24 protein-coding genes are annotated in these 20,969 nt (G+C 56.9%); 10 read left to right on the top strand and 14 right to left on the bottom strand.

Annotated elements, in window-relative coordinates; translation table 11 throughout:
- Positions 1-208 precede the first annotated feature (208 nt).
- The 6 genes from FAES_RS19915 to FAES_RS19890 form a co-directional block, all read right to left on the bottom strand.
- Positions 209-1,120, bottom strand: a complete 912-nt coding sequence (locus tag FAES_RS19915; protein WP_041258184.1) for a hypothetical protein — start codon at positions 1,118-1,120, stop codon at positions 209-211.
- A 43-nt stretch (positions 1,121-1,163) separates the two neighbouring features.
- Positions 1,164-2,270 (bottom strand): LvrA C-terminal domain-related protein, encoded by a 1,107-nt coding sequence (locus tag FAES_RS19910; RefSeq protein ID WP_015333019.1) that lies wholly within the window; start codon positions 2,268-2,270, stop codon positions 1,164-1,166.
- A gap of 102 nt (positions 2,271-2,372) precedes the next feature.
- A complete protein-coding gene (locus FAES_RS19905) occupies positions 2,373-2,834 on the bottom strand; it encodes a hypothetical protein (RefSeq protein WP_041258182.1) in 462 nt (153 codons plus the stop codon).
- Positions 2,819-3,175 (bottom strand): hypothetical protein, encoded by a 357-nt coding sequence (locus tag FAES_RS19900; protein WP_015333017.1) that lies wholly within the window; start codon positions 3,173-3,175, stop codon positions 2,819-2,821. Before FAES_RS19900 ends, FAES_RS19905 begins: the two co-directional genes overlap by 16 nt.
- 146 nt (positions 3,176-3,321) lie before the next feature.
- Complete coding sequence (locus tag FAES_RS19895) at positions 3,322-3,768, bottom strand: hypothetical protein (protein ID WP_015333016.1); 447 nt, start codon at positions 3,766-3,768, stop codon at positions 3,322-3,324.
- Complete coding sequence (locus tag FAES_RS19890; protein ID WP_015333015.1) at positions 3,732-4,016, bottom strand: hypothetical protein; 285 nt, start codon at positions 4,014-4,016, stop codon at positions 3,732-3,734. Before FAES_RS19890 ends, FAES_RS19895 begins: the two co-directional genes overlap by 37 nt.
- A 143-nt stretch (positions 4,017-4,159) precedes the next feature.
- On the opposite strand from FAES_RS19890, the gene FAES_RS19885 reads away from it, so the two are divergent.
- From FAES_RS19885 to porX, 5 genes are all read left to right on the top strand, one after another.
- Positions 4,160-5,203 (top strand): helix-turn-helix transcriptional regulator, encoded by a 1,044-nt coding sequence (locus FAES_RS19885; RefSeq protein ID WP_015333014.1) that lies wholly within the window; start codon positions 4,160-4,162, stop codon positions 5,201-5,203.
- Positions 5,204-5,212: 9 nt separating this feature from the next.
- Complete coding sequence (locus FAES_RS19880; protein ID WP_015333013.1) at positions 5,213-6,661, top strand: tyrosine-type recombinase/integrase; 1,449 nt, start codon at positions 5,213-5,215, stop codon at positions 6,659-6,661.
- Between the two features lie 119 nt (positions 6,662-6,780).
- A complete protein-coding gene (gene kdsB, locus FAES_RS19875) occupies positions 6,781-7,524 on the top strand; it encodes a 3-deoxy-manno-octulosonate cytidylyltransferase (RefSeq protein WP_015333012.1) in 744 nt (247 codons plus the stop codon).
- Between the two features lie 75 nt (positions 7,525-7,599).
- A complete protein-coding gene (locus FAES_RS19870) occupies positions 7,600-8,502 on the top strand; it encodes a glutamate--tRNA ligase family protein (protein ID WP_015333011.1) in 903 nt (300 codons plus the stop codon).
- Positions 8,503-8,656: 154 nt separating this feature from the next.
- Positions 8,657-10,219, top strand: a complete 1,563-nt coding sequence (gene porX / locus FAES_RS19865) for a T9SS response regulator signal transducer PorX (protein WP_015333010.1) — start codon at positions 8,657-8,659, stop codon at positions 10,217-10,219.
- Positions 10,220-10,316: 97 nt separating this feature from the next.
- On the opposite strand, the gene FAES_RS19860 is transcribed toward porX, so the two are convergent.
- On the bottom strand, positions 10,317-10,853 hold the full coding sequence (locus tag FAES_RS19860; protein WP_015333009.1) for a hypothetical protein: 537 nt from the start codon (positions 10,851-10,853) through the stop codon (positions 10,317-10,319).
- Positions 10,854-10,942: 89 nt separating this feature from the next.
- Here FAES_RS19860 and FAES_RS19855 point away from each other — a divergent pair, with 89 nt between their 5' ends.
- Positions 10,943-11,386, top strand: a complete 444-nt coding sequence (locus FAES_RS19855) for a hypothetical protein (protein ID WP_015333008.1) — start codon at positions 10,943-10,945, stop codon at positions 11,384-11,386.
- Positions 11,387-11,468: 82 nt separating this feature from the next.
- On the top strand, positions 11,469-11,969 hold the full coding sequence (locus FAES_RS19850) for an MOSC domain-containing protein (RefSeq protein ID WP_015333007.1): 501 nt from the start codon (positions 11,469-11,471) through the stop codon (positions 11,967-11,969).
- Positions 11,970-12,048: 79 nt separating this feature from the next.
- Here the strand turns inward: FAES_RS19850 and FAES_RS19845 are convergent, their stop codons facing one another.
- Both FAES_RS19845 and FAES_RS19840 read right to left on the bottom strand, forming a co-directional pair.
- On the bottom strand, positions 12,049-12,705 hold the full coding sequence (locus tag FAES_RS19845; RefSeq protein ID WP_015333006.1) for an HAD family hydrolase: 657 nt from the start codon (positions 12,703-12,705) through the stop codon (positions 12,049-12,051).
- Positions 12,706-12,811: 106 nt separating this feature from the next.
- Positions 12,812-13,996: an MFS transporter gene (locus tag FAES_RS19840; RefSeq protein ID WP_015333005.1), complete on the bottom strand. Its 1,185-nt coding sequence runs from the start codon at positions 13,994-13,996 to the stop codon at positions 12,812-12,814.
- A 152-nt stretch (positions 13,997-14,148) separates the two neighbouring features.
- Here FAES_RS19840 and FAES_RS19835 point away from each other — a divergent pair, with 152 nt between their 5' ends.
- A complete protein-coding gene (locus tag FAES_RS19835; RefSeq protein ID WP_015333004.1) occupies positions 14,149-14,994 on the top strand; it encodes an AraC family transcriptional regulator in 846 nt (281 codons plus the stop codon).
- A 76-nt stretch (positions 14,995-15,070) separates the two neighbouring features.
- Here FAES_RS19835 and FAES_RS19830 read toward each other — a convergent pair whose 3' ends face one another.
- From FAES_RS19830 to FAES_RS19810, 5 genes are all read right to left on the bottom strand, one after another.
- The gene (locus FAES_RS19830) at positions 15,071-16,081 is read right to left on the bottom strand and encodes a 3-oxoacyl-ACP synthase III family protein (RefSeq protein ID WP_015333003.1); all 1,011 of its coding nucleotides are present in this window, start codon (positions 16,079-16,081) and stop codon (positions 15,071-15,073) included.
- 51 nt (positions 16,082-16,132) lie between these two features.
- Complete coding sequence (gene purS, locus FAES_RS19825; protein ID WP_015333002.1) at positions 16,133-16,384, bottom strand: phosphoribosylformylglycinamidine synthase subunit PurS; 252 nt, start codon at positions 16,382-16,384, stop codon at positions 16,133-16,135.
- A 65-nt stretch (positions 16,385-16,449) separates the two neighbouring features.
- Complete coding sequence (gene pssA / locus FAES_RS19820; protein ID WP_015333001.1) at positions 16,450-17,160, bottom strand: CDP-diacylglycerol--serine O-phosphatidyltransferase; 711 nt, start codon at positions 17,158-17,160, stop codon at positions 16,450-16,452.
- Positions 17,161-17,247: 87 nt separating this feature from the next.
- Positions 17,248-17,889: an MBL fold metallo-hydrolase gene (locus FAES_RS19815; RefSeq protein ID WP_015333000.1), complete on the bottom strand. Its 642-nt coding sequence runs from the start codon at positions 17,887-17,889 to the stop codon at positions 17,248-17,250.
- A gap of 99 nt (positions 17,890-17,988) precedes the next feature.
- Entirely contained in the window at positions 17,989-18,690 is a 702-nt protein-coding gene (locus FAES_RS19810) for an SAM-dependent methyltransferase (protein WP_015332999.1), read from the bottom strand.
- Positions 18,691-18,824: 134 nt separating this feature from the next.
- Here FAES_RS19810 and FAES_RS19805 point away from each other — a divergent pair, with 134 nt between their 5' ends.
- On the top strand, positions 18,825-19,604 hold the full coding sequence (locus tag FAES_RS19805) for a type III pantothenate kinase (RefSeq protein ID WP_015332998.1): 780 nt from the start codon (positions 18,825-18,827) through the stop codon (positions 19,602-19,604).
- A gap of 31 nt (positions 19,605-19,635) precedes the next feature.
- Positions 19,636-20,916 (top strand): BamG family beta-barrel-assembly machinery protein, encoded by a 1,281-nt coding sequence (gene bamG / locus FAES_RS19800; protein ID WP_015332997.1) that lies wholly within the window; start codon positions 19,636-19,638, stop codon positions 20,914-20,916.
- Positions 20,917-20,969 lie beyond the last annotated feature (53 nt).

Raw genomic sequence — 20,969 nt, 5'->3', positions numbered from 1 at the left:
TAGGCGCAGGAGTGAAGCCCGCAGGCAGCAATGACTAGTGCGATACCGCCGTAAAGCAGAAACAGCAGGTTTCTGTTCATATCGGACATCGGCTTCTGGGGCGTGTCCGGCTTGTAAACGAGGGGCTTGCGGGTACTCATATTGATGTTGTTTCTTGTTCAAAAGTACTAATTAATTGCTCTCAATAGCAACAATAATGAAAATAATTTTAGCTATTGAGAGTCAAATTAGCATCATTGTTGCCTTCATTGCTCTCAGGCGTTGCATTGGTTGGCGATGGCACACCAGTCTGAACCGGGCGTTTGGTGGCCCCGGTTAGTTCGACGAACGTCACCAGCTCCTCGAAGCGATCAGCGATGCGGGTGCCGTAGTGTAGCTCGATATCGTCTTTGCCTTTGTTGGACGTAAACAGCGTAAACAGCCCTTTTTCGACGAACACCTTAGCCCGCTCGGTCAGCAGCCAGTCCAGCACGTCCATGCGTTCGGCGTAAGCAGCCGACTCGCCGTCTTTCTCGTCCATCAGGTCGTCGAGCAGCCAGCAACCCGATTTATAGCGGGTCAGCGATCCGAATTCCTTCGTGATGCTGATGTCGCCCAGCAGCCCTTTCGTCGAAGCCATGTTGAATAGTCGGTCGGGGAGCGGTACGTTGGCCGCCAGAATTTTCAGCGCCCGAAAAATCAGCGACTTACCCAAACCGGGTTGACCATGCAGGAAGATCCCCCGGTGTAGATCGTAAGGCGAGGTGCGATCACGTAACAGCCAGAGCAACAAGCCTTTGATGACGACACTGTCGGCGGCTGTGTAATACGGCGTCCGGCCGATACGGGCGAGCTCTCCACGCATGATCGTCTTGAACAGCTTACTGGCCTCCTCGTACGTGATCGGGCTGACGTAGACCTCGTCGACCGGGTAGCGACGCTCCAGCGCGGCCATCGCTTTCTCGAACGGCGTCTGGGTTAGCGGCTGGTTAAGATTGCGGCGGTACTCTTTCTGAAACTCGGTGAGCGTCGGGGCTTCGGCCGCTGCACCTGAGTTAGCTACCGGTTTAGGCGTGCCCTGGGCTTTCATACGCGCCTTCTGGTGAATTTCCTGCGATTCAGCAGCGAGCTTGGGGTCCATTGCCTGCGGCAGTAATCGACCGTCTTCGGTGCGGTTCGACCAGTTAGAAGTCGCCGTCGATGCTGATGTCGTCTCGCTGAGTGGTTGATCGGTTGAGTTTGGCTCGGCTGCCTGTTCCGGGGTTAGACTTGGGGTTTTCTTTTGCATTGCGGTACACGATTTCGTCGTTGAATTTCTTCTCAATCAGGTAGTTGACGGGGTAGCCTCGGAATTGCTTTTGCGGTTTTGACCGGACATACTCCGGGGTATGTTGCATCGCCAACTCCCGCTCGTCATCGGTCAGTGCGATCCAGGCCTGCATGGCCTGATTCATGGTTGCGTTGTAGTCGTAAGCCTTGAACCAGCGCGAAAACGGGACGTTACACGCCTCGGCTCGCTCCTTGATGCCCCGGTACGGATCAATCCGGGGGGGGGCGCCGGAACCGGGGGGGGCTTTTGGGGGCTGGCCATCACCGGGCTTGGGCTCAGCCGGATCGGTCAGAAACGCCGGGTCAATTCCATCGACCGGCTCACGCCCATCCGCACGCTCACCCGCGGGAGATTGTGTGTGTTCAGGGTTTACATGTTTTAACTCTATAGGTACACCCCCCGCCGCTTTATCAAAATTTGACAAAGCAAACCCGTCTGCTTTATCATCTGCTTTATCATTTTCTGGCAAAGCATTTTCAGTCGGTCTATCATCTGCTTTATCATTTTCTGGTAAGGCAGTTGGCAAACCAGCAGGCTCATCGTCCGGCTTCGGATCGGCTTCGGTATCCGTTGCCTCGCCAGCCGCTTTGTCAGCTGCTTTATCAAAATTTGATAAGGCACGATCAAACACAGCATGGATTGCTTCGTCACTTGCTTTATCATTTTTTGACAAAGCGATCAGTTGCGGCACGTGCTGGTTGAGGCCTCTCCGTTTTACCGTAATGAAGCCCCAGGCCGAGAGTTGGTCCAGCAGCTTGTCGTAGGTCGTCCGACTCTGCACCCCGATGGCATCCATCGCCGTTTTCGGGGCCATCTCGAACTGGGCGGGCCACCGCTCCTGATTGGCCGATTCGACCAGCCAGTAGTAGAGCAGCCCCATCGATGGATTCCGCTTCCCGGGGTAGCGCGAATAAAAATTCCACCAGCGCCGGTTCAGTTTAAAAATATCATAATCACTCATTAGGGCTAAAATTGCTATCAAGAGCAATATACGCTACCGGATCGGCTCGCCGTACCTGACCGCTGCGACACGACGGCCACAGCGGTCAGGATGGCCTGAGCGTCAGGTAGCCGCATCTGCGTCGTCAGGAAACGGGAGGTAAAAAAACTTCTTCTTTTTCGCGTAGCGATCGTAGCCGATATACTGCGTTGCTGCGTGCTGAAGCAACAGCTCCATCGCCTCGGCGGCCTGCAGGCTATGACCGTTCTGTACGAAGACCATCAGCGCGGCGCGGTGGCGATCCCAGGCGTCCAGATCATCTGGATCGAGCTTCCCGATATCGGCCACCCAGTAATCGAGCCGTTCGTAGGCAAGCGTCGTGCCGATCGGCGTCGTTGTCACGTTGGCCAGCGGCGGGTACTGGGGCACCACCGGCGTCGTTTTCAACGTTTTCAGCAGTTGCCCCAGACTCTGGATTGGCCGGGTATGACTCACGCGCTCGGTGGCCTCCAGCGGTACGTATGGCGGCAATTCGGACCTGAAATCGGTTATCCAGACCTGCAACTCATCTAAGAGTTCATGCATGCGATTCGTGTCCATTGCAGGGGGCTGGTTGTGACTGGATCGTGAATAGCGCCGGGCTTCGGGGGGCGATGATGATAGAACGAGGCTAAGGCTTCCATCAGCAGTTCGAGCCGTACGCGTACCACCGCCGCCCAGGCGTCGGCCTGGGTTGTGTAGTACCGGTTTAACTCGACTTCACGCTGCCGATAAGGGCGACGATCGACGATGTCGGCGAAGATGAAAACGGGCTGTTCGTTGGCGGCGCGGGCGGCGAGTTCCCGGACGAAAATGCGTTCATTGACCCCGAACTGGGTCGCCTCGAAGTAAACGAGGTCGGCCATCATTTCATCTTTCTTCACCATACGAGCCGGACCGGGTTGCAGGTGAAAAATCGGGACGTCGTCGAGGCGGCGGCGACAGAGTAGGTGTTGGGATGTGCGACGTGTTCATAGACTGCATATTGATTTTATTGGTACGCGTAATCGGATTAATTGCTCTTAATAGCAATTCACTGCGCCGAAAAAACGGCATGCGGTTGCGGCCGGCGAAGCGACGCACGTTGGCTCTCTTTGTTGCCAGCCAGTAAGGCGTGGTCCAGTCGCCGGGCCATATCGACCTGGCTAATGGGTTTCTTTTGCTGCAACCAAGCCATGCAGGATTGCAGCGTATAACGGGGGCGTCCGGGCGAACCGGCCTTCGTCAGCTGCTCCTTGATCAGATTGAATTTCGCATGCTTGAGGCCTAAGAACTCCATAGCCTGATAGCGCGACAACGTACCATCGGCTCCGCCAACGGTCAGCACCTTCATGTCAAGCAATTCCTGCTGCACAGCGACCACAATGCCGCTCAGCTCCTGAAAATAAGCTATTACCTCCGGAGCCAGAAACCCCATCTGGGCTGGTATAGGAGGGAGTTGCTTTAGGGCGTTACCTCGCCCAACAAGGCTTTCTTCCATTGCCGTAATACAGGTTTGTGCGCGTTGATCTCCTTTATCTCGTCCAGCAACTCCTGAATTCGCTCGTCCATCATCGTCTCGACATTGTCGAGGATCTCGACGTTATGCGTGGACAAACGCACCTTCGTGCCGCCCGCTGGTGGCCCGCCCTTGAGCAGTCTACTCACGGTATGGTAATTGACCCCGGACTTGTCAGCGATTCGCCGTAAGCCCAGCCGATAACCCAGTCGCCCAAAAAATCTGTCCATTTGTCGAAAAATGTCTGGTTTGATAAGACAAAACGCCTTTCTTTCCGCTGTCTGTTAATTATTACTTTCAAAAGTAAAAAATGCAACGCAGAGTTGCTATCAAGTGAGCGATTTTTTTACGCCTTTTTTTCAGGAGCCACCTCATGCCTGCTAACTCAACAACCCCATCCAGTAACGACGATCAGAACCGCGTATCGGCCGACATAGTCGCCGCCAAGATGCACCTGCTCCTGGACCTGCTCGATATGCGACCAGGCCACTTCGCCGATCAGGTCGGTATCAGCCCAGCCACGATGTCGCGCCTCCAGCGACCCAAGCCCAAGACGACCGTAACCCGCAAAACGCTCACCCAGATCGCCGATGCGGTGAACATCCCCGTCGACTGGCTGACCACGGAAGGTACCGAACTGCCGTTGAGCCTGAGCATAGGCCGGTCAGAGGATAAACGGGAATGGGACGGCACTCGCCTGCGCCGCTTCCGTGAGCGTAATAACCTCAAGTCGGCGCAGGTAGCCGACCTGATGGAGAAAGGGAGGTCGAGCTATAATCGGTACGAGCGGGCGACGCGCCAGATCGGGAAAAAGATCAGGAAAGAACTCGTGCAGGCATTCTCCAAGCTGCTCAATCGAACCGTTACCGAGGTCGATATCTTCGGCGTCGACGACGTCGTACTGCCCCTGCCTGGTAGCGATACCGGCTCGTTCCCCATCCCCCGCGTATCGGTGTCGCTGCGGGCCGAGCTCACGCCCGAACGCATGGACGAGTTAAAAGCCCCGTTTCACCCCGCCACCGGCAGCCGGGAACCCGATCGCGCGATTCAATACGTCGATAGCCGCTTGATGAAGCGCGTCGTCGGTGGGAAACTGGCCGGTAAGATCACGGATTTTTACGCGCTCGAAATCGGGGCCTACGATCGCATGGAGCCCAAGCTGGTGGCCGGCGACTGGGTGCTGGCTCAGCTCCTGCAGGAAAGCGTTTACCACCTGCTCGACGAGGGGTTGGTTGCCCTGCTGACCAAGCATGGTCGGTTCCTGGTCCGGCGCATTGAGCGCAACACGCTGGCCACCGCAGAACCCAGTATCCTGCTGGCACCTTATCAGGAAGGGGCTGGCGCCTATATCTCCGTGCCTAAAGACGACATCAGCCTGTTTTTTCACCTGCCTCACCGTCTCGACGGGCCACTGTAAGCGTAGATCATGGCGATTACACACGCGTTTTTCCTCAATACCACCGTGCGACAGTCCGATGGCCAGCAACTGGTGATGATGCGTATCACCAGCCAGCGGAAATCGAAATACGTCGATACCACCGTTTACGTTCAGGAAAAATATTTCAATGCCGAGGGCAACGCCCAGAAGAGGAACTGGATACGGCGTTCCCATCCGAATCAGGCGCTGCTGAACACGACGCTGAAAGCCTGGGATGATCGAATCGAGACCTTGAAAAAAAGGTTAGTTCAGGCCAACCCGCACGCCGTGTACACCGCCCAGCAGGTGAAAGACAAATTGCTGGGCCAGCAGGAAACCACGTTCAGCGATTTTGTCGAGGCCCAAATTGACCGTTGGCGCCGCAACAAGAACCGCGGCCTGGTGAGCTGTCATCAGGCCATGCTCAACAGCCTACGCAAGTTTCTCTTCGATTATGATACGCCCAAGAAGAAACCACGTAAGCCCCTGCCCGGCGAACTCGACCCGGCCTTTGATCCTGATCGACCCGCGATTCACTTCAGTCAGCTCACGGAAGATGTCGTGCTGGAATGGGAAAGCTGGTTACTCAACAAACCCGCAGTAAACTCGCGCTACACCCCGGCCCGCCGCCGGAACTCAGTCTCCGATCGGCTTCACCGATTCCGCCAGCACGTGACGGCGTATATTGTCAAATACAAATTACCCAGCGAGAGCGATCCCACGCGAGGCCTACGCCTCCCCCGTACGGATACCGAGGTTGAGCGCTTGACCGATGCCGAACTGATGCGCTGGGAGAATACGCCGGTGCCTCAACTGAAACGGGCGGATCGTACCCGGGAAGCGGTACGGATCGCCTATCTGGCATCCTACTACCTGCATGGCATCCGAATCGGTGACCTGATCTCGCTGCGGGCGGAACAGTTTGAAAAAGTGTGGGCCATTGTCAATGGGGAATCCGCTCAGGTGACGCGGCTGCACTACATCAGTGATAAACGGGATAAGATGAAAAGCGTGCTGGTCGAGCCGTATCTGCTCGATAAACTAGCCCCGTATCTGGCGGACAAAGCACCGGACGAATTCGTATTTCCGTTTCTGCCCCAGCGCCTGCGCTTCCTGAGCGAAGAGGATCTGGGGCCGGAGATTTCGAAGCGGATCTCCTACATCGGTATCTTGCTGAAGCAGATCGCCAAAGAGTTTGGCGTCAACCCCCGCATCACCATGCACACGGCCAGGCACAAATTTGCCGACGACCTCTACGAGGCCAGTGGGGATATCCGAAAGGTACAGATGACGTTGCAGCATAGCCGCCTCGACTATACCCAACGGTACGTTTCCCGGTTTAAGCAGACCGTGGTCGATTCCGCCAATGATGACGTCTACATGCGGCGGCGGACAAAATCAGAAGCCGGTCAACAGGGTGATCCCACTGAAACACCACTGAAACAAACCGAAGAATAACATGGAACTTAACGTTCCACAGTATCACCAAAACACCGCAAAAAAGGCCCTTGCAGAACGCTTAGTTCCATAACGTTCTGTAGTTATAAGTTCGGGCATATTTGCAAGAAAACGCCTTCATGGAGATTCTTGGTATAATTCCGGCGCGCTACGGGTCGACCCGTTTTCCCGGGAAAGCGCTCGTCGATATTCACGGAAAAAGCATGATCCGGCGGGTGGTAGAGCAAGCCCGGCAGGCCACCTCGCTGACCGACGTGGTGGTGGCGACCGACGACGAGCGCATCCGCGAACACGTGGCGGCGTTTGGCGCGACCGTGGTGATGACGAGCCCCCACCACCAAAGCGGCACCGATCGTTGCCAGGAGGTGGTGGCACAGGTGGACGGCGCGTACCAATACGTGGTGAATATCCAGGGCGACGAACCGTTTATTCAGCCTGAGCAGATCGACCGGCTGACGGCGGTCCTCGATGGCACGACCGAACTGGCTACGCTCATCAAGCGTATCACCGACCCCGCCGTGTTGCTCAACCCCAATTCGCCCAAGGTGGTGATCAGCGCCGGTATCGTTGCTGAAGCGCTCTATTTCAGCCGGCAACCCATCCCGTACCAGCGCGATCGCCCGCAGGCCGAGTGGCTTCAGCACCATACCTATTTCAAACACATTGGCCTCTACGCCTACCGCACCGACGTGCTGGCGCAGATCACACAACTACCGCCCTCATCGCTCGAACGGGCCGAAGCGTTGGAACAGCTTCGCTGGCTCGAAAACGGCTTCCGCATCCGCGTCGTCGAAACCGAATTGGAAACCGTGGGTATCGACACGCCGGAGGACCTGGAGAAGATAATGTATAATGCACAATGAAGAATGTACAGTGAAGTTGTTGCCATTGGCCTAGCAAGCATTGTACATTATTCGTCGTGCATCATACATTAAATTATGCTGACTCGTATTGCGCCAACGCCTTCTGGGTATCTGCACATCGGTAACGCCGTCAATTTCGTGCTAACGTGGCTGGCGGCGCGGCAGCGGGGCGGTCGGGTGCTGTTGCGCATCGACGACCTTGATGCCGATCGGAAGCGCCCCGAATACGTGGCCGACATTTTCTACACACTCGATTGGTTGGGGCTGGACTACGACCTTGGCCCCAGCGGCCCCGACGACTTTGAGGCCAACTGGTCGCAACGGCACCGGCTGGCGCGCTACGAGGCGACGCTGGGCCAATTGGCAGCGGCGGAGGCGGTCTATGCCTGTGGCTGGTCGCGGAAGCAGTTGGTCCAGTTCGGTGATACGTACCCAGCCGCGATACGTACCCAGCACCTGCCCCTCGATGCGCTCGATGTAGCCTGGCGGTTTCGGGCCGATGATGGGGGCGATTTTGTGGTGCGCCGCCGCGATGGGCTGCCCGCTTATCAGATTGCCTCACTCACCGACGACATCGACTTTGGCGTCACGCATCTGGTGCGTGGGCAGGACCTGTACAACTCGACCCGGATGCAGCGCGAACTGGCCGAACGGCTGAAGCGGGGTACGTTCTCCCCGGACAAATCCATCGCAGATTCAGGTACGTTCCTGGAGGCGCAGGTCTGGCACCATCCGTTGCTGCTGGATGCGTCGGGGCAGAAACTGGCCAAATCGGCGGGGAGTGGCGCGGCGGGGCCAACGTCAATTCGGGCGATGCGGCTGGCGGGAGAAAGCCCCGCACGAGTGTTTCAGCAGGTAGGTACGTTGCTACGCGAATCGCTGGGTACGTTGCCCGAACTGGGTGATTCATTAGCTGATTTGCTGTCACTCAACGCGATAGCCGACGCGGTTTTCAGGCCTGTCCATACTGTTAAATAGTATTAAAATCGAACGCCACGAACAGAAGGAGGCGTTAGCTGTTTAAACAAGCATGGTTTGCCGCGTTGAATCAGCCGCCTGTCCCGTTCCAGTTGGGGCGACAGATGGGTAGCAACAACCGCCAAACTCCGAACGCCAACTGTTTATTCCTTCCATGCAGAACTACACGATTCTCTGGGCTGACGACGAAATTGATCTGTTAAAGCCCCATATACTTTTCCTGAAAAACAAAGGATACGCCGTTACGCCCGTCAACTCGGGGGCCGATGCGCTCGATCAAGTTGAGCAAGCCCAGTTTGACCTGGTGCTGCTCGACGAGATGATGCCCGGTATGACCGGCCTCGAAACGCTCGCGCAGATCAAGCAGATGCGGCCCAACCTGCCGGTGGTGATGATCACCAAAAGTGAAGAAGAGCACATCATGGAAGAGGCAATCGGGTCGAAAATTGCCGATTACCTCATCAAACCCATCAACCCCAGTCAGTTGCTGCTGTCGCTGAAGAAAAACCTCGACAACAAACGGCTGGTGACGGAGCGCACCAACATTGGCTATCAGCAGGATTTCCGGAACCTGGCCATGCAGTTCAATGACCGGATGGACCACGCGGAATGGACCGATGTGTATAAGAAGCTGATTTACTGGGAACTGGAACTCGACAGCGCGCAGGACAACAGCATGTCGGAGGTGTTGAACATGCAGAAAAGCGAGGCGAATGCTAACTTCTGCAAGTTCATCATGGAGAACTACGAAGACTGGCTCAACGACCCGAAAATCGACAAGCCGCTGATGTCGAACAACCTGATGCGGAAGAAGGTGTTCCCGCTGCTGTCGTCGTCGGAAGCGCCGCTGTTCTTCGTCCTGATCGATAACCTGCGCTACGATCAGTGGAAGGTAATCGAGCCGATCATCGCCGATTTCTACACGGTACAGGAGGAGTCGTCGTATTACTCGATCCTGCCCACGACCACAAGCTTTGCCCGGAACTCGATTTTCTCGGGACTGATGCCCAGCGAGATGGAGCGGCAGCACCCCGACATCTGGGTGAACGACGACAACGAAGAAGCGGGCCTCAACAACCACGAAGACGAATTCCTGAAGCGGCAACTCGACAAGGCACGGCTGAACGTGAAGATGTCGTACAACAAGATTCTGAACATCAACCAGGGGAAATCGCTGGTCGATAACGTCAATAACCTGATGCAGAATCAGTTGAACGTGGTCGTGTACAACTTCGTGGATATGCTGAGCCACGCCCGTACCGACATGGCCATGATCAAAGAGTTGGCTCCGGATGAGTCGGGCTACCGCAGCCTGACGCGCTCGTGGTTCCTGCACTCGCCCTTGTTTGACCTGCTGAAGAAAATCGCCGACAAAGGTGGTCGCCTGGTGATTACGACCGACCACGGCATGATTCGGGTGCAGAAACCAGCCAAGATTGTGGGGTACCGCGAAACCAACACCAACCTGCGTTACAAGCAAGGTAAAAACCTCGGTTTCGACGACGCTCACCTGTTTGTGGCCCGGAAGCCGGAACGGTTTTTCCTGCCCAAGCCCAACGTCTCGACGGCCTACGTGTTTACGACGGAATATTACTTCTTCGCGTATCCGAACAACTACAACTACTACGTCAACTACTACCGCGATACATTCCAGCACGGTGGTGTGTCACTTGAAGAGATCATCATTCCCTTCGCCTACCTGACACCAAAACGGTAGGAATATAAAGCCAAAACGGTACGCCCGACTTTCGATTTTGATGAAAGTCGGGCGTACCGTTTTTAAAGAGGCCTGATGCGATTACTGATGATCCGGTCTATTGAGCCGGATTTTCGACGTGCATGTCGGTGATGTTCCAGCAGGTGGTCGTGGCGGTGTCTTCGCACTCGAAGAGGGCAAACTCGTTGAGACCGGGTGTCAGGCGCTCAAAATAGAGGATAAACCGGGCCTTGTCGGCAGCCTGAACGTCGAGGTGTTCAGGCGTTTGCGGGATGCCTTCGGCTTTGACGAAGGCAAACGTGGACTTGCCATCCCGGCTTACCAGCTTCGCTTTCGGGTCGATCGAGATCTGGGTTGACCCACCTGCGTTTTGCCCCACGCCGTGATCGAACAGCATGTAGAGGACGGTATACTGGTTGGTGAGCCGGATGTCGGTGACGCGCAGTTGGATGTCGTTACTGTGGCCCAGCCCGCCAATGGGGTCGGGCAGGATGCGCCGGTTCAGTTCTTCCAGCGGCGACGCCTGCACGTAATATTCCGACGGATCAGTGGGCGTGTGGCCCTTCATGGGGCGGTTCGAGACGCAGCCCAGGCAGCCCACCAGCAGACCTATGGATAAAAAGAACCGATTCATGGCACAGCGGAATAATCGAGTTGTTACACTAATATACGCCAAATCGGAAATTTGTTCGTTTTTCGCGTAATCAACCTCAACATACACCTATGCATTTTGCCCGATTGATACTGATAGTCGCCCTGTTTGTGGGTGCCGTTTCCTGCAAGAATGACAACGGAGTCGTTACGCTCGAAGGCCGTACCGAATTGCTGGCGGCTAACAACTGGCGACTCGACCGTATCAACGACACTAGCGGTGGCACCATCGCCCTGAATCGGCTGGGCGTGCAGGCGCTGGCCCTTAACTACGCCGACATTCAGTTCACTAGCAACAACGTGGCGCGGGCTATTGATCGAAGCAGCAAACAGATCATCAACGGCGGCACGTGGTACCTGGTTGAAGACAATGCCTCTCTCGACGTGAACGTGACGGGCTTCAAAGGAATCTTCCCCATTATCGCCCTAAGCCGCACGCGCTTTGCCATCCGGCAGACCACCAAAGTCGATGGCGTCGATACGCCCGTCAACCTGGAGTTTGTTCCGGCCATCTAGACCGTGTATAGTGATCAGTAGGCCGTGCGCACTGCTTGCGCCAACTGCATACTGATCACTGTATACGGCATACTGATTTCTTATGCCTGCTAACATTAAAGACCTGTTTACGGTGATTCCGCAGTCCGGTCGGGTAACCTGGATCGGGATTCGCCCGGCGCGGAACGTACCTGTCACGGCCGTTTCATCGGTACGGGTTGATGCGAATGGCGGTCTGGTGGGCGATCACTACAGCGGGCAAAGCGGCAAGCGCGACGTAACGCTGATTCAGGCCGAGCATCTGCCGGTTATTGCGTCGTTCCTGACGGGCGGGCAGCCCGGTACGTTGCCCATTGACCCGGCGCTGCTACGCCGTAACCTGGTGGTGTCGGGTATCAACCTGCTCGCACTGAAAGGACAACGGTTTAGCCTTGGCGATGACGTCGTGCTGGAATACACAGGCGAATGCTATCCCTGCTCAAAGATGGAGACAGCCCTGGGTGAAGGCGGGTACAACGCCCTGCGCGGCCACGGCGGCATCACCGCCCGCGTAGTGCAGGGCGGCACCGTGCAGGTAGGCGATGCGGTCAACTTGATAAAATAAGTTTGAGGGTTAAAGTTGGCTGCCACATTCTCGCTTGCGCCAATTTTAACCCCAAACTATAAACGCCAAACTATTTCTTTCACCTCGGCTTGGTCAGCCGTTCCCAGGTCATTTCGGTAAAATCGGTGATGACATCGTTGGTCAGTTCGGCGAGCTCGGCCGGGCTGTGGGTTGTGGCGACACCGACGACTTTAGCGCCCGACGCCCGCCCCGCCCGGATGCCCGTCATCGAGTCTTCAAAGACGATGGAGTCTTCGGCCGAAACGCCCAGCATTGCCATGGCCTTCAGGTAAATTTCGGGGTTGGGTTTGGGGCGCGTGACCAGCTTTTCGTGCAACAGTTCGTCGAAGAACGGGCGGAGTTGCAGCGTATCGATTACAAAATCAAGGTTCTCGACGGGTGCCGACGTCGCCACGGCGGTTTTGATGCCGTGCGCTTTCAGCATGGCCAGAAAGTCGGGAATACCCGGCACGGGCTTGATGTCGGGGGCGTAGAGTTCGCGGAACAGGGCTTCCTTTTCGTACCCTAGCCGGTCGACGTCGTCCAGCGGCAGATCCTGCCCTGGAAACAGGTGACTCACGATCTGCCGGTTGTGTTTTCCCGAAATGTACTCGACAAACTCGTCGTTTGAGAGCGTACGGCCATGCAGCTCGTAGTATTTCCGCCAGGCAATTTCGTGGTGGGAATTGGTATCGGCGATGACGCCGTCCATATCGAAGATGACTGCTTTGAGCATGAGAAAAAGTCATTGGTTGTCATTCGCTGCGCTGTCATTCATGGTAAAAGCCATTGACTTACAACGAATGACAGCGCAGCGAATGACAACCGATGACAATTGATGACTAAAACAAATTAACGATTCGGCTCAGGCCGGCCGAGATGAGCAAGGTTGCAGCGACAAAAACCAGCCCCCAGGGAAGCCCGAAGGCGTCGGCCACAAACCCGATAATGGGCGGCCCAGCCAGAAAACCAATGAAACTGAAAGTGGCAAACGTAGCCAGACCAGCGGCAGGCGCAATGCCCGGCACGCGCAGGGCAGCACCGTAGAGGATGGGCGCACCCAGCGAGCAGCCAGCGCCCAGCAGCGCAAAGCCGATCAGCGCCACGGGCGGGTAGGGGAACAGCACCGCCAGCAACAGACCCACTGCCCCGACGATACCGCCGATGAACAGCCAGCGACGCCCGCCGATATGGGGAATGATGACATCGCCAGTGAAACGGCCCAGCGTCATCGTCAGCGAGAAGGCACCGAAGCCCAACGCCGCTACCTGACTGCTCGCGCCAAGGGTTTCGCGCAGGTAAACGGCGCTCCAGTCAAACGCAACGCCTTCGCCCATCGCTAGCGCCAGTCCGATCAGAATCATCAGGAACAGGTCGATGTTGGGGCGCACAAACGAAGAGGCCTTTTCGGGAACGGTCAGCGGGATGCTTTGCAAGGCCGGCCGGATCAGGAAAGTCAGGCCCAACACCAGCAGGGCCATGAGGGCTACGTGCACACCCGGTGGTACATGCTGCGCAATCGCTACCCCGGCCACGGCCGAGCCAACCATACCGCCTACGCTCCACATACCGTGGCACGACGACATGATGGAGATACCATGCGCTTTTTCTACGTCGGTAGCCAGCGTGTTCATACCCACGTTAATGAGGGCGGCGCTCAGGCCGACACCATACAACCCGCCAACCAGCACCCACACGTTGGGGGCATTGACGGGAATGCACATAAACAGACATAGGAAAATAGCGGCCCAGAAACAGGCCTGCACCGGCCCCAGCCGCCCAATGAGCCAGCCCGTGAGCGGGTTCATCGTCAGCAAACCGGCGGGCATTGCAAAGAGCGTCATACCCAGTTGGGCGTCGTCGAGGTGCAGGCTCGCTTTCACATGCGGGATGTGCGATACCCAACTGCCAAACAGCACACTGTCCGACGCAAATACCAGCCCGACAGCCCGCGCCTGTGCGCTGCCGAAGAAAGTGGCTACGTTACGGACGAAGGGGTTTTGGGGTCGTGAAGCGGTCGTATTCATAGTATCAAAGGTAGCGTGCTGTTGGGCATGTTACTGCTACCGGATTTACGCTTTCTGATGCTACATTAATCAAATTGAGGGCCAAAAGGCGCTTTTTGTCCGTTTTGGTGTTAACTAGGCAACAGTAACCATGCCCCCTTTTTCTGCTCACTATGCGCCTGCAATTCGAAAAGATAGATCCCCAGCCCGATAGTTCGTTTAAGATTGTGCACCTGACGCAGCCGCAAACCTGCTGGGTCTACTGGCATTATCATCCAGAATATGAGATCGTCTATATCCCGGAAGGCAACGGGCGGCGGCATGTGGGGCAGCACGTATCGGCCTACGACGACGGGGAACTGGTGTTCATCGGCCCGAACGTACCTCACCTGAACTTCAGCTACGACAAAGAAGGACCGTATGAAGAGGTGGTGGTGCAGCTGCGCGACGATTTTATGGGTCCCGATTTTTTGCTTAAACCCGAGATGGAGGCGGTGCGGCGGTTGTTTGAACGGGCCGGACAAGGCTTAGCCTTTGGGCCTGATACCAAGCGGGCGGTGGGGCCACTGTTACGGCAACTGCCCTACCAGTCGGGTTTCGACCGACTACTAACTCTGCTGACGGTGTTTCAGCGAATGGGGCAGGCGCCCGACATTCAGCCCCTACAGGCCGAGGGCATTCAGTTTGCGGTCGACCCGAAGGAAGAACAGCGCATCAACCGGATCTACAGGTACGTTGCCGAGCATTATACCGAGGCCATTGACCTGCGTACGGTGGCCGATCTGGCCAACCTGACGGTGCCTGCGTTCTGCCGTTATTTCAAGCGAATGACCCACCTGACCTTCACCGACTTTGTCAACGAATACCGCGTCAGTCAGGCCCGGCAGCGGCTGCACACCGATCAGCCCATCGCGACGATCGGCACCGACGTGGGGTATACCAACCTATCGCATTTCAACAAAACCTTCAAAGCCCTAACCGGCCAAACCCCCAGCGCGTACCGGAAAGGACTAATTTGACGTTCAATGTTCAACGTCCAATGTTGGCTGACGCACGATTGTAGACGCGTCAGCCAACATTGGACGTTGAACTTCTTTACCAGCGAATCAGCGCCGAAGCCCAGGTGAAGCCGCTGCCGAACGCGGCGAGACAAATCAGGTTGCCGGGTTGGAGCAGGCCTGCCTCGTAAGCCTCGGTAAGGGCGATGGGGATGGACGCGGCAGTGGTATTGCCGTAGCGATCGATGTTGTTGTAGACTTTGCTTTCGGGCAGATTTAACTGCTGCCGTACGTAGTCAGAGATGCGAATATTGGCCTGATGCGGCACGAGCAGGTCGAGGTCGTCGGCGGTTTTGCCGTTAGCCTCCAGCGCTTCGTTGATTACTTCCATGAAGCGCACCACGGCATGCTTGAAGACCGCGTTGCCGTTCATGGTCACGCCATACTGGTTGTCGGTCAGGGTTTCGGGGGTTACCCAACGCTCGGCGTGACTGCTGCTACCGGGCTCTTTCACCATCAGGTCTTCGGCATAGCGACCGTCGGCGTGCAGATGCGTGCTCAGAATCCGGTGTTCGGGGTCGGTGGTAGCCTGTAGAACGGCAGCGCCAGCCCCGTCTCCGAAAATCACGGCTACGTTGCGGCCCTCGGTGCTCTTGTTCAGGTACGTCGACTGGATTTCGGAGCCCACGACGAGTACGGTTTTGTACATGCCGCCCCGGATAAACTGATCAGCGATCGACAGCGCATACACGAAACCCGAACACTGCTGGCGGATGTCGATCACGGCGGTGCCTTCCAGACCCAGCTCGCGCTGCATCAGAAACGCCGAACCGGGAAAATAGTAATCGGGCGTAATGGTGGCGTAGACGATCAGATCAACGTCAGCGGCTTGCAAACCCGCCCGGTCGAGTGCCATGCGGCTGGCGGCGGTGGCCATGCTGGCGTTGGTGTCTTTGCCGTACGTAAAATACCGACGCTGCCGGATGCCCGTCCGCTCCTGAATCCAGGTGTCGGAGGTTTCCATGTACTGCGTCAGGTCATCGTTGGTGACCACGTTGTCGGGTACGTAAAAGCCCAACCCCGTGATGCGTGCATAAATCGGTGTCATTGTTGATGAGGGTCAAACCTGATAGGTCGTCAAGACCTATCAGGTTTTGGATTACGCCGCCTTCAGCGTAAAACTGTATTCTTCCATGATCAGGTTGGCCAGCAACTGACGACAGGCGGCGTCGATCGTCGTGCGGGCGTCTTCTTCGCTGGCCGCGTCGACTTCCAGCCGGATATGTTTGCCAATCCTGACGTTGTCGATGGTATCCATATTCAGGTTGTGCAAACCCAGCTTAACGGCTTTACCCTGGGGGTCCAGAATTTCTTTCTGGGGCATGATGTCGATTTCAGCGAAGAATTTCATGATATACGTAAAAGAGTGAATTATTGATTGCGTGAAGCAGCGCTTCGTGGAGGCGTTTACGTTGGTTAGTGGCTGGCTGGGGAGCCTTCCCGCTGGTTTGTCAGCACAGACAGCAGGATGTACAGCAGGATAATCAGCGGAATGGCGGCGTAGTGGAGGAGGACGATCAGCAGCACCGAGGCGAAGAGGAAACTGTATTTGATCTGGTTGGCCGCCCAGCCAAACGACTTGAATTTGAATGCCATCAAAGGCAGCTCCGACACCATCAGCAGCGACATGATCACGATGTAGCCGTACAGAAAGATGGGGCTCAGTACGATGGGCGCGTACTGCGGCTGGAAGGCCACGATCATCGGAAACGAGGCCGCCGTGATGGCATTGGCCGGAATGGGTACGCCCAGAAACTGGTCGGTCTGTCGGGTATCGATGTTGAACCGCGCCAGCCGCAGCGCCCCACAAACCGCGATGGCAAATGACAGCAGCGGCCAGCCGAATGTGATGGGCTGGCCCGGTGTGTCGCCGCGCAGCAATTGGAGAAGGATGAACGAAGGCAGCACGCCAAACGTAACCACGTCGGCGAGCGAATCGAGCTCTTTGCCAAACGGCCCCGATGCCCCCACGGCCCGTGCCACGAATCCGTCGCCAAAGTCGAGCACTCCCGCCAGAATGATGAGCCAGGCAGCCGTGACGAGCTCGCCCTGCATGGTGAAGAGAATGCCCAGACACCCGCAAAGCAGGTTGCCGCAGGTCATGGCGTTGGGTACGTGTTTGAGCATAGTTTTAATGTACGATGAACGATGTAGAATGTACAATGGATGGATAAGCACGGATAGGTACGTTGGCAAGAAGTCCCATTGTACATTCTACATTCCTTTGGTAAATGGATTTGACCGCTTTTCCTGGCCGATGGTGGTGGGTTGCATATGGCCTGCATACACCACATAATCGTCGGGGAGCGTGTAGAATTTCGTTTGAATGCTGGTCAGCAGCGTGTCGAAGTCGCCGTAGGGCAGATCAGTGCGGCCTACGCTACCCCGGAACAGCACATCGCCGCCAATCACATACCGTTCGGCGTGGTTGATGAAGGCTACGTGTCCCGGCGCATGCCCCGGCGTTTCGATCACGGCCAGTTCGATGTTGCCAAACCGGATGATATCGCCTTCGGCCAGATTCTGGTCGCGCTCGACCAGTTCGCAGCCGCGCAGGCCGAAGGCCCGGCAGCGGTTGGGTACGTCGGTCAGGATGGGTACGTCGTTTTCGTTGAGGTACAGCTCGACGCCGTATTTGCGCTTGACAAAGGCCGCCCCAAACACATGGTCGAGGTGAGCGTGGGTCAGCAGCAGGTAGCGAACGGTCAGGTTCTGGCTGGCGATAAACTCGGCCAGTTGCTCTTTTTCGGCCTGCTCGTAGCAACCGGGATCAATAATAACCGCCTCGCGGGTCGTTTCGTCGGCGATGACGTACGTGTTTTCCTGAAACGGCGAGAACTCAAACGCGTGTACCATAATACGGGGGCAAAAGTACGAAAACTCAATGAGTGAACAGCGAATGGGTGAAAGAGTAGTAGGCCGACCCACATGCTCTGGCACGCTTTCACTCGTTGGTTAACCCAATACAAAGATCGTTGGTTTTTTGTGGAGGTCTGGGGGGGCGGCTTTCCACTGCTTCAACGTTTTGGTCTGAATGAGGGCGTCGGGGGCCGTCACGTGGCAGGCAATGCACAGGCGGGTGTCGGGCTGGCCAACCGCGAGCAGATCGGCCAGCAGGGCGTTGTTGCGGTAGGGCGTTTCCATAAACAACTGCGTTTGTCCTTTCCGGCGGGCGTCGGTTTCCAGTTGTTTCAGGAGCTGGGTACGTTCGGCCCGATCGATGGGCAGGTAGCCGTGAAACGCAAACGATTGCCCGCTCATGCCCGAGGCCATCAGCGCTAGCAGAATCGACGACGGCCCCACCATGGGCTCGACCCGGAAGCCCAGCTGATGGGCCAGCCGCACGGCCACGGCGCCGGGGTCGGCCACGCCGGGGCAACCCGCCTCGGAGAGTACGCCGGCATCGCGGTCCTTCGCCAGCAGATCGGTCAGTTGCCGTTTGGTATCGGCTTCGGGCGTGTCTTTGTGGAGCTCGTAGAACGTTGTGTCATCGATGACGCGCCCCGTGCTCAGGCTACTAATAAACCGCCGAGCCGTGCGCAGTTCTTCCACAAAAAAGCAGTCGGTATGGGCAATCACGTCGGCGATGGGGGGCGTCAGTACCTGGGCGGCCGTGTCGGGCGCCAGCGGGGTCGGAATCAGATAGAGCGTTGGCATAAGGAGTCACAAAGTTTGTTAAAAATGGAAGGATTAATCGTCATCGGGCATTGGTGTCATTTAGCTTCGCTGTCATTGGTGGTCATTCGTTGTCATTAATCGCAGAAACAATGAATGACCACCAATGACCACCAATGACCACGAAGCTTGACCCTGCTGTGAACCTCGCCATTGACTGGGGCAATACCCGCATCAAAGCCGGTTGGTTTGCTGGCAATCAGTTGCAGAAAACCGCCCGGTATGCCTCGCCCGACGACCTGCGCGACGCCCTTCAGCGCCAGCCGCCGCAGCACGTCATTGTCTCCTCGACCAGCCGCCCGGCCGACGAACTGCGGCTCGCCCTGGACGACTTCGACGGCGGCGCCGACTGGCTGCTGCTGTCGCCCACCCTGCCCGTACCGGTCAAAAATGGCTATGAAACGCCGCAAACGCTGGGTGCTGACCGGCTGGCGGCGGCGGCGGGGGTAGCGGCTGTCTGCCCCGGCGAGCCCTGCCTGGTGCTTGATCTGGGTACGTGTATCACCGCCGATTTCGTGTCGGCGGGCGAGGCCTCAGGTACGTTCGAGGGGGGGCTCATTGCGCCGGGGTTGCAGATGCGCCTGCGGGCCATGCACACCTTCACTGCCCGCCTGCCCCTGCCCGAATTGCCGGCTCTGGGCGAGTGGCCCCCCATCACGGCCCGCAACACCCGCGATGCGCTGCTGAGTGGCGCGATGAACGGCATGGCGCTTGAATTGAACGGCCTGATCGACCGATATACCAACCAATATCCGCATTTACGGGTCATCGTCTGCGGTGGCGATGCTCCGTTGTTCGTAAACCGCCTGAAACCGGGTATATTTGCAGTGCCTGATCTGGTGCTGCTGGGCCTGAATCAGATTCTTTTATACAACCTGTCGCGTCAGAATCACTGACGTGTAACCAGCACGTGATACGCTTCTATTTGTGAAAAAGTCATTCTTATTCGTCGCTGGCCTTAGCCTGCTGATCGCCGGGAACGCATCGGCGCAGGGCCTCGGCAACTCACCTTATTCGGCACTGGGTCTGGGCGAACTGCTGCCCTCCGCCAACGTCACTAACCTGGGCATGGGCGGTATCGGCGTCAGTTATGCGAGCCCGTTCTACCTGAACAGCCAGAACCCGGCCCTGCTGGCCCGGCGGTCGCGGTTTACCATCTTCGAGGTGGGGCTGCTGGGCCAACAGAAGGCGCTCAGCCAGATTCGGTCGGGCGAGCAGCAGACACAGCGCGATTTTGGCGGTAACCTGAGCTATCTGGCACTGGCGTTCCCGCTCTCGTCGCGCTGGAACACGGCCATCAGCCTGCGCCCGTACAGCTACGTCGACTACCAGACCAAAACCTACGGCCGCGTACCCAATTCGATCTACGAAACCGAACTGATCTACAGCGGAAAAGGGGGGCTGAACCGGGCGTCGATCAGCAACGGCGTACGGCTGGGAAAAAACATTTACCTGGGTGCTGAAGCGTCCTTCTTGTTTGGCAACATCACCACCAACTCCACGTCGCGGGTGCTGATCAACTCCAGTGAAGACATCACGGTAGCCCGGGTGAACCGGGTGAATTACTCTGATATTGCCGTGAACTTCGGTGCCGCCTGGCGGCCAAATCTGGGCAAAGACCGCGCGCTGAACATCGGCCTTACGTTTGCGCCCCGCACCAACCTGAGCGCCACCGAAACTGACGTGTTCCAGCAACAACTCAACGGCAGTCTGGTGTCGGGCGACGATACGTTGCGGTCGAACACGGCCGCCCGGTCGATGGTGCCGCAGCAGCTTCAGTTTGGGATTACGTACGAAAAAAACAATCAGTTGGCTATTGGGGCTGAGGTAGGCTTCCAGAGCTGGTCGCAGTTTCGCACGGTGACCGATCAGCCGGGTAACCTGCGCGACGGCCTGCATACGGCGGTTGGCGTTGAATATACGCCCAAACCCGCCTCGACGCGCTACCGCGATCTGATTACGTACCGGGCTGGCTTTCAATACAACCAAATGCCCTATCAGGTCGATGGCACGCAGATTACCGACATCAATGGTAGCCTTGGTTTCTCAATCCCGGTGGGCGCTTATTTCGTAAATCACATCAATCTGGCCCTCGTTGGTGGTCAGCGCGGCTCACTGGCTGGTTCGCAGATTCGGGAGCGGTACTTCAAAGTGGCGCTGGGCTTCTCGCTCAACGACTGGTGGTTCCGCAAAACGGTGATCGACTAGGCTTAATGCATAATGGACGATTCACGATGCACAATGGGTATTGGCATAAGTAT

The organism is Fibrella aestuarina BUZ 2, assembly GCF_000331105.1.
In the GTDB taxonomy this organism is placed as follows: Bacteria; Bacteroidota; Bacteroidia; order Cytophagales; family Spirosomataceae; genus Fibrella; species Fibrella aestuarina.
Note: the sequence above shows the minus strand (reverse complement) of the source record. Positions and strands in the feature narration are given on the sequence as shown.

Coding starts and splice junctions, on each gene's coding strand:
- FAES_RS19915 (WP_041258184.1), bottom strand. CDS start 1,120: ATGGACCCCAAGCTCGCTGCTGAATCGCAGGAAATTCACCAGAAGGCG.
- FAES_RS19910 (WP_015333019.1), bottom strand. CDS start 2,270: ATGAGTGATTATGATATTTTTAAACTGAACCGGCGCTGGTGGAATTTT.
- FAES_RS19905 (WP_041258182.1), bottom strand. CDS start 2,834: ATGCATGAACTCTTAGATGAGTTGCAGGTCTGGATAACCGATTTCAGG.
- FAES_RS19900 (WP_015333017.1), bottom strand. CDS start 3,175: ATGGTGAAGAAAGATGAAATGATGGCCGACCTCGTTTACTTCGAGGCG.
- FAES_RS19895 (WP_015333016.1), bottom strand. CDS start 3,768: ATGGAAGAAAGCCTTGTTGGGCGAGGTAACGCCCTAAAGCAACTCCCT.
- FAES_RS19890 (WP_015333015.1), bottom strand. CDS start 4,016: ATGGACAGATTTTTTGGGCGACTGGGTTATCGGCTGGGCTTACGGCGA.
- FAES_RS19885 (WP_015333014.1), top strand. CDS start 4,160: ATGCCTGCTAACTCAACAACCCCATCCAGTAACGACGATCAGAACCGC.
- FAES_RS19880 (WP_015333013.1), top strand. CDS start 5,213: ATGGCGATTACACACGCGTTTTTCCTCAATACCACCGTGCGACAGTCC.
- kdsB (WP_015333012.1), top strand. CDS start 6,781: ATGGAGATTCTTGGTATAATTCCGGCGCGCTACGGGTCGACCCGTTTT.
- FAES_RS19870 (WP_015333011.1), top strand. CDS start 7,600: ATGCTGACTCGTATTGCGCCAACGCCTTCTGGGTATCTGCACATCGGT.
- porX (WP_015333010.1), top strand. CDS start 8,657: ATGCAGAACTACACGATTCTCTGGGCTGACGACGAAATTGATCTGTTA.
- FAES_RS19860 (WP_015333009.1), bottom strand. CDS start 10,853: ATGAATCGGTTCTTTTTATCCATAGGTCTGCTGGTGGGCTGCCTGGGC.
- FAES_RS19855 (WP_015333008.1), top strand. CDS start 10,943: ATGCATTTTGCCCGATTGATACTGATAGTCGCCCTGTTTGTGGGTGCC.
- FAES_RS19850 (WP_015333007.1), top strand. CDS start 11,469: ATGCCTGCTAACATTAAAGACCTGTTTACGGTGATTCCGCAGTCCGGT.
- FAES_RS19845 (WP_015333006.1), bottom strand. CDS start 12,705: ATGCTCAAAGCAGTCATCTTCGATATGGACGGCGTCATCGCCGATACC.
- FAES_RS19840 (WP_015333005.1), bottom strand. CDS start 13,996: ATGAATACGACCGCTTCACGACCCCAAAACCCCTTCGTCCGTAACGTA.
- FAES_RS19835 (WP_015333004.1), top strand. CDS start 14,149: ATGCGCCTGCAATTCGAAAAGATAGATCCCCAGCCCGATAGTTCGTTT.
- FAES_RS19830 (WP_015333003.1), bottom strand. CDS start 16,081: ATGACACCGATTTATGCACGCATCACGGGGTTGGGCTTTTACGTACCC.
- purS (WP_015333002.1), bottom strand. CDS start 16,384: ATGAAATTCTTCGCTGAAATCGACATCATGCCCCAGAAAGAAATTCTG.
- pssA (WP_015333001.1), bottom strand. CDS start 17,160: ATGCTCAAACACGTACCCAACGCCATGACCTGCGGCAACCTGCTTTGC.
- FAES_RS19815 (WP_015333000.1), bottom strand. CDS start 17,889: ATGGTACACGCGTTTGAGTTCTCGCCGTTTCAGGAAAACACGTACGTC.
- FAES_RS19810 (WP_015332999.1), bottom strand. CDS start 18,690: ATGCCAACGCTCTATCTGATTCCGACCCCGCTGGCGCCCGACACGGCC.
- FAES_RS19805 (WP_015332998.1), top strand. CDS start 18,825: ATGACCACGAAGCTTGACCCTGCTGTGAACCTCGCCATTGACTGGGGC.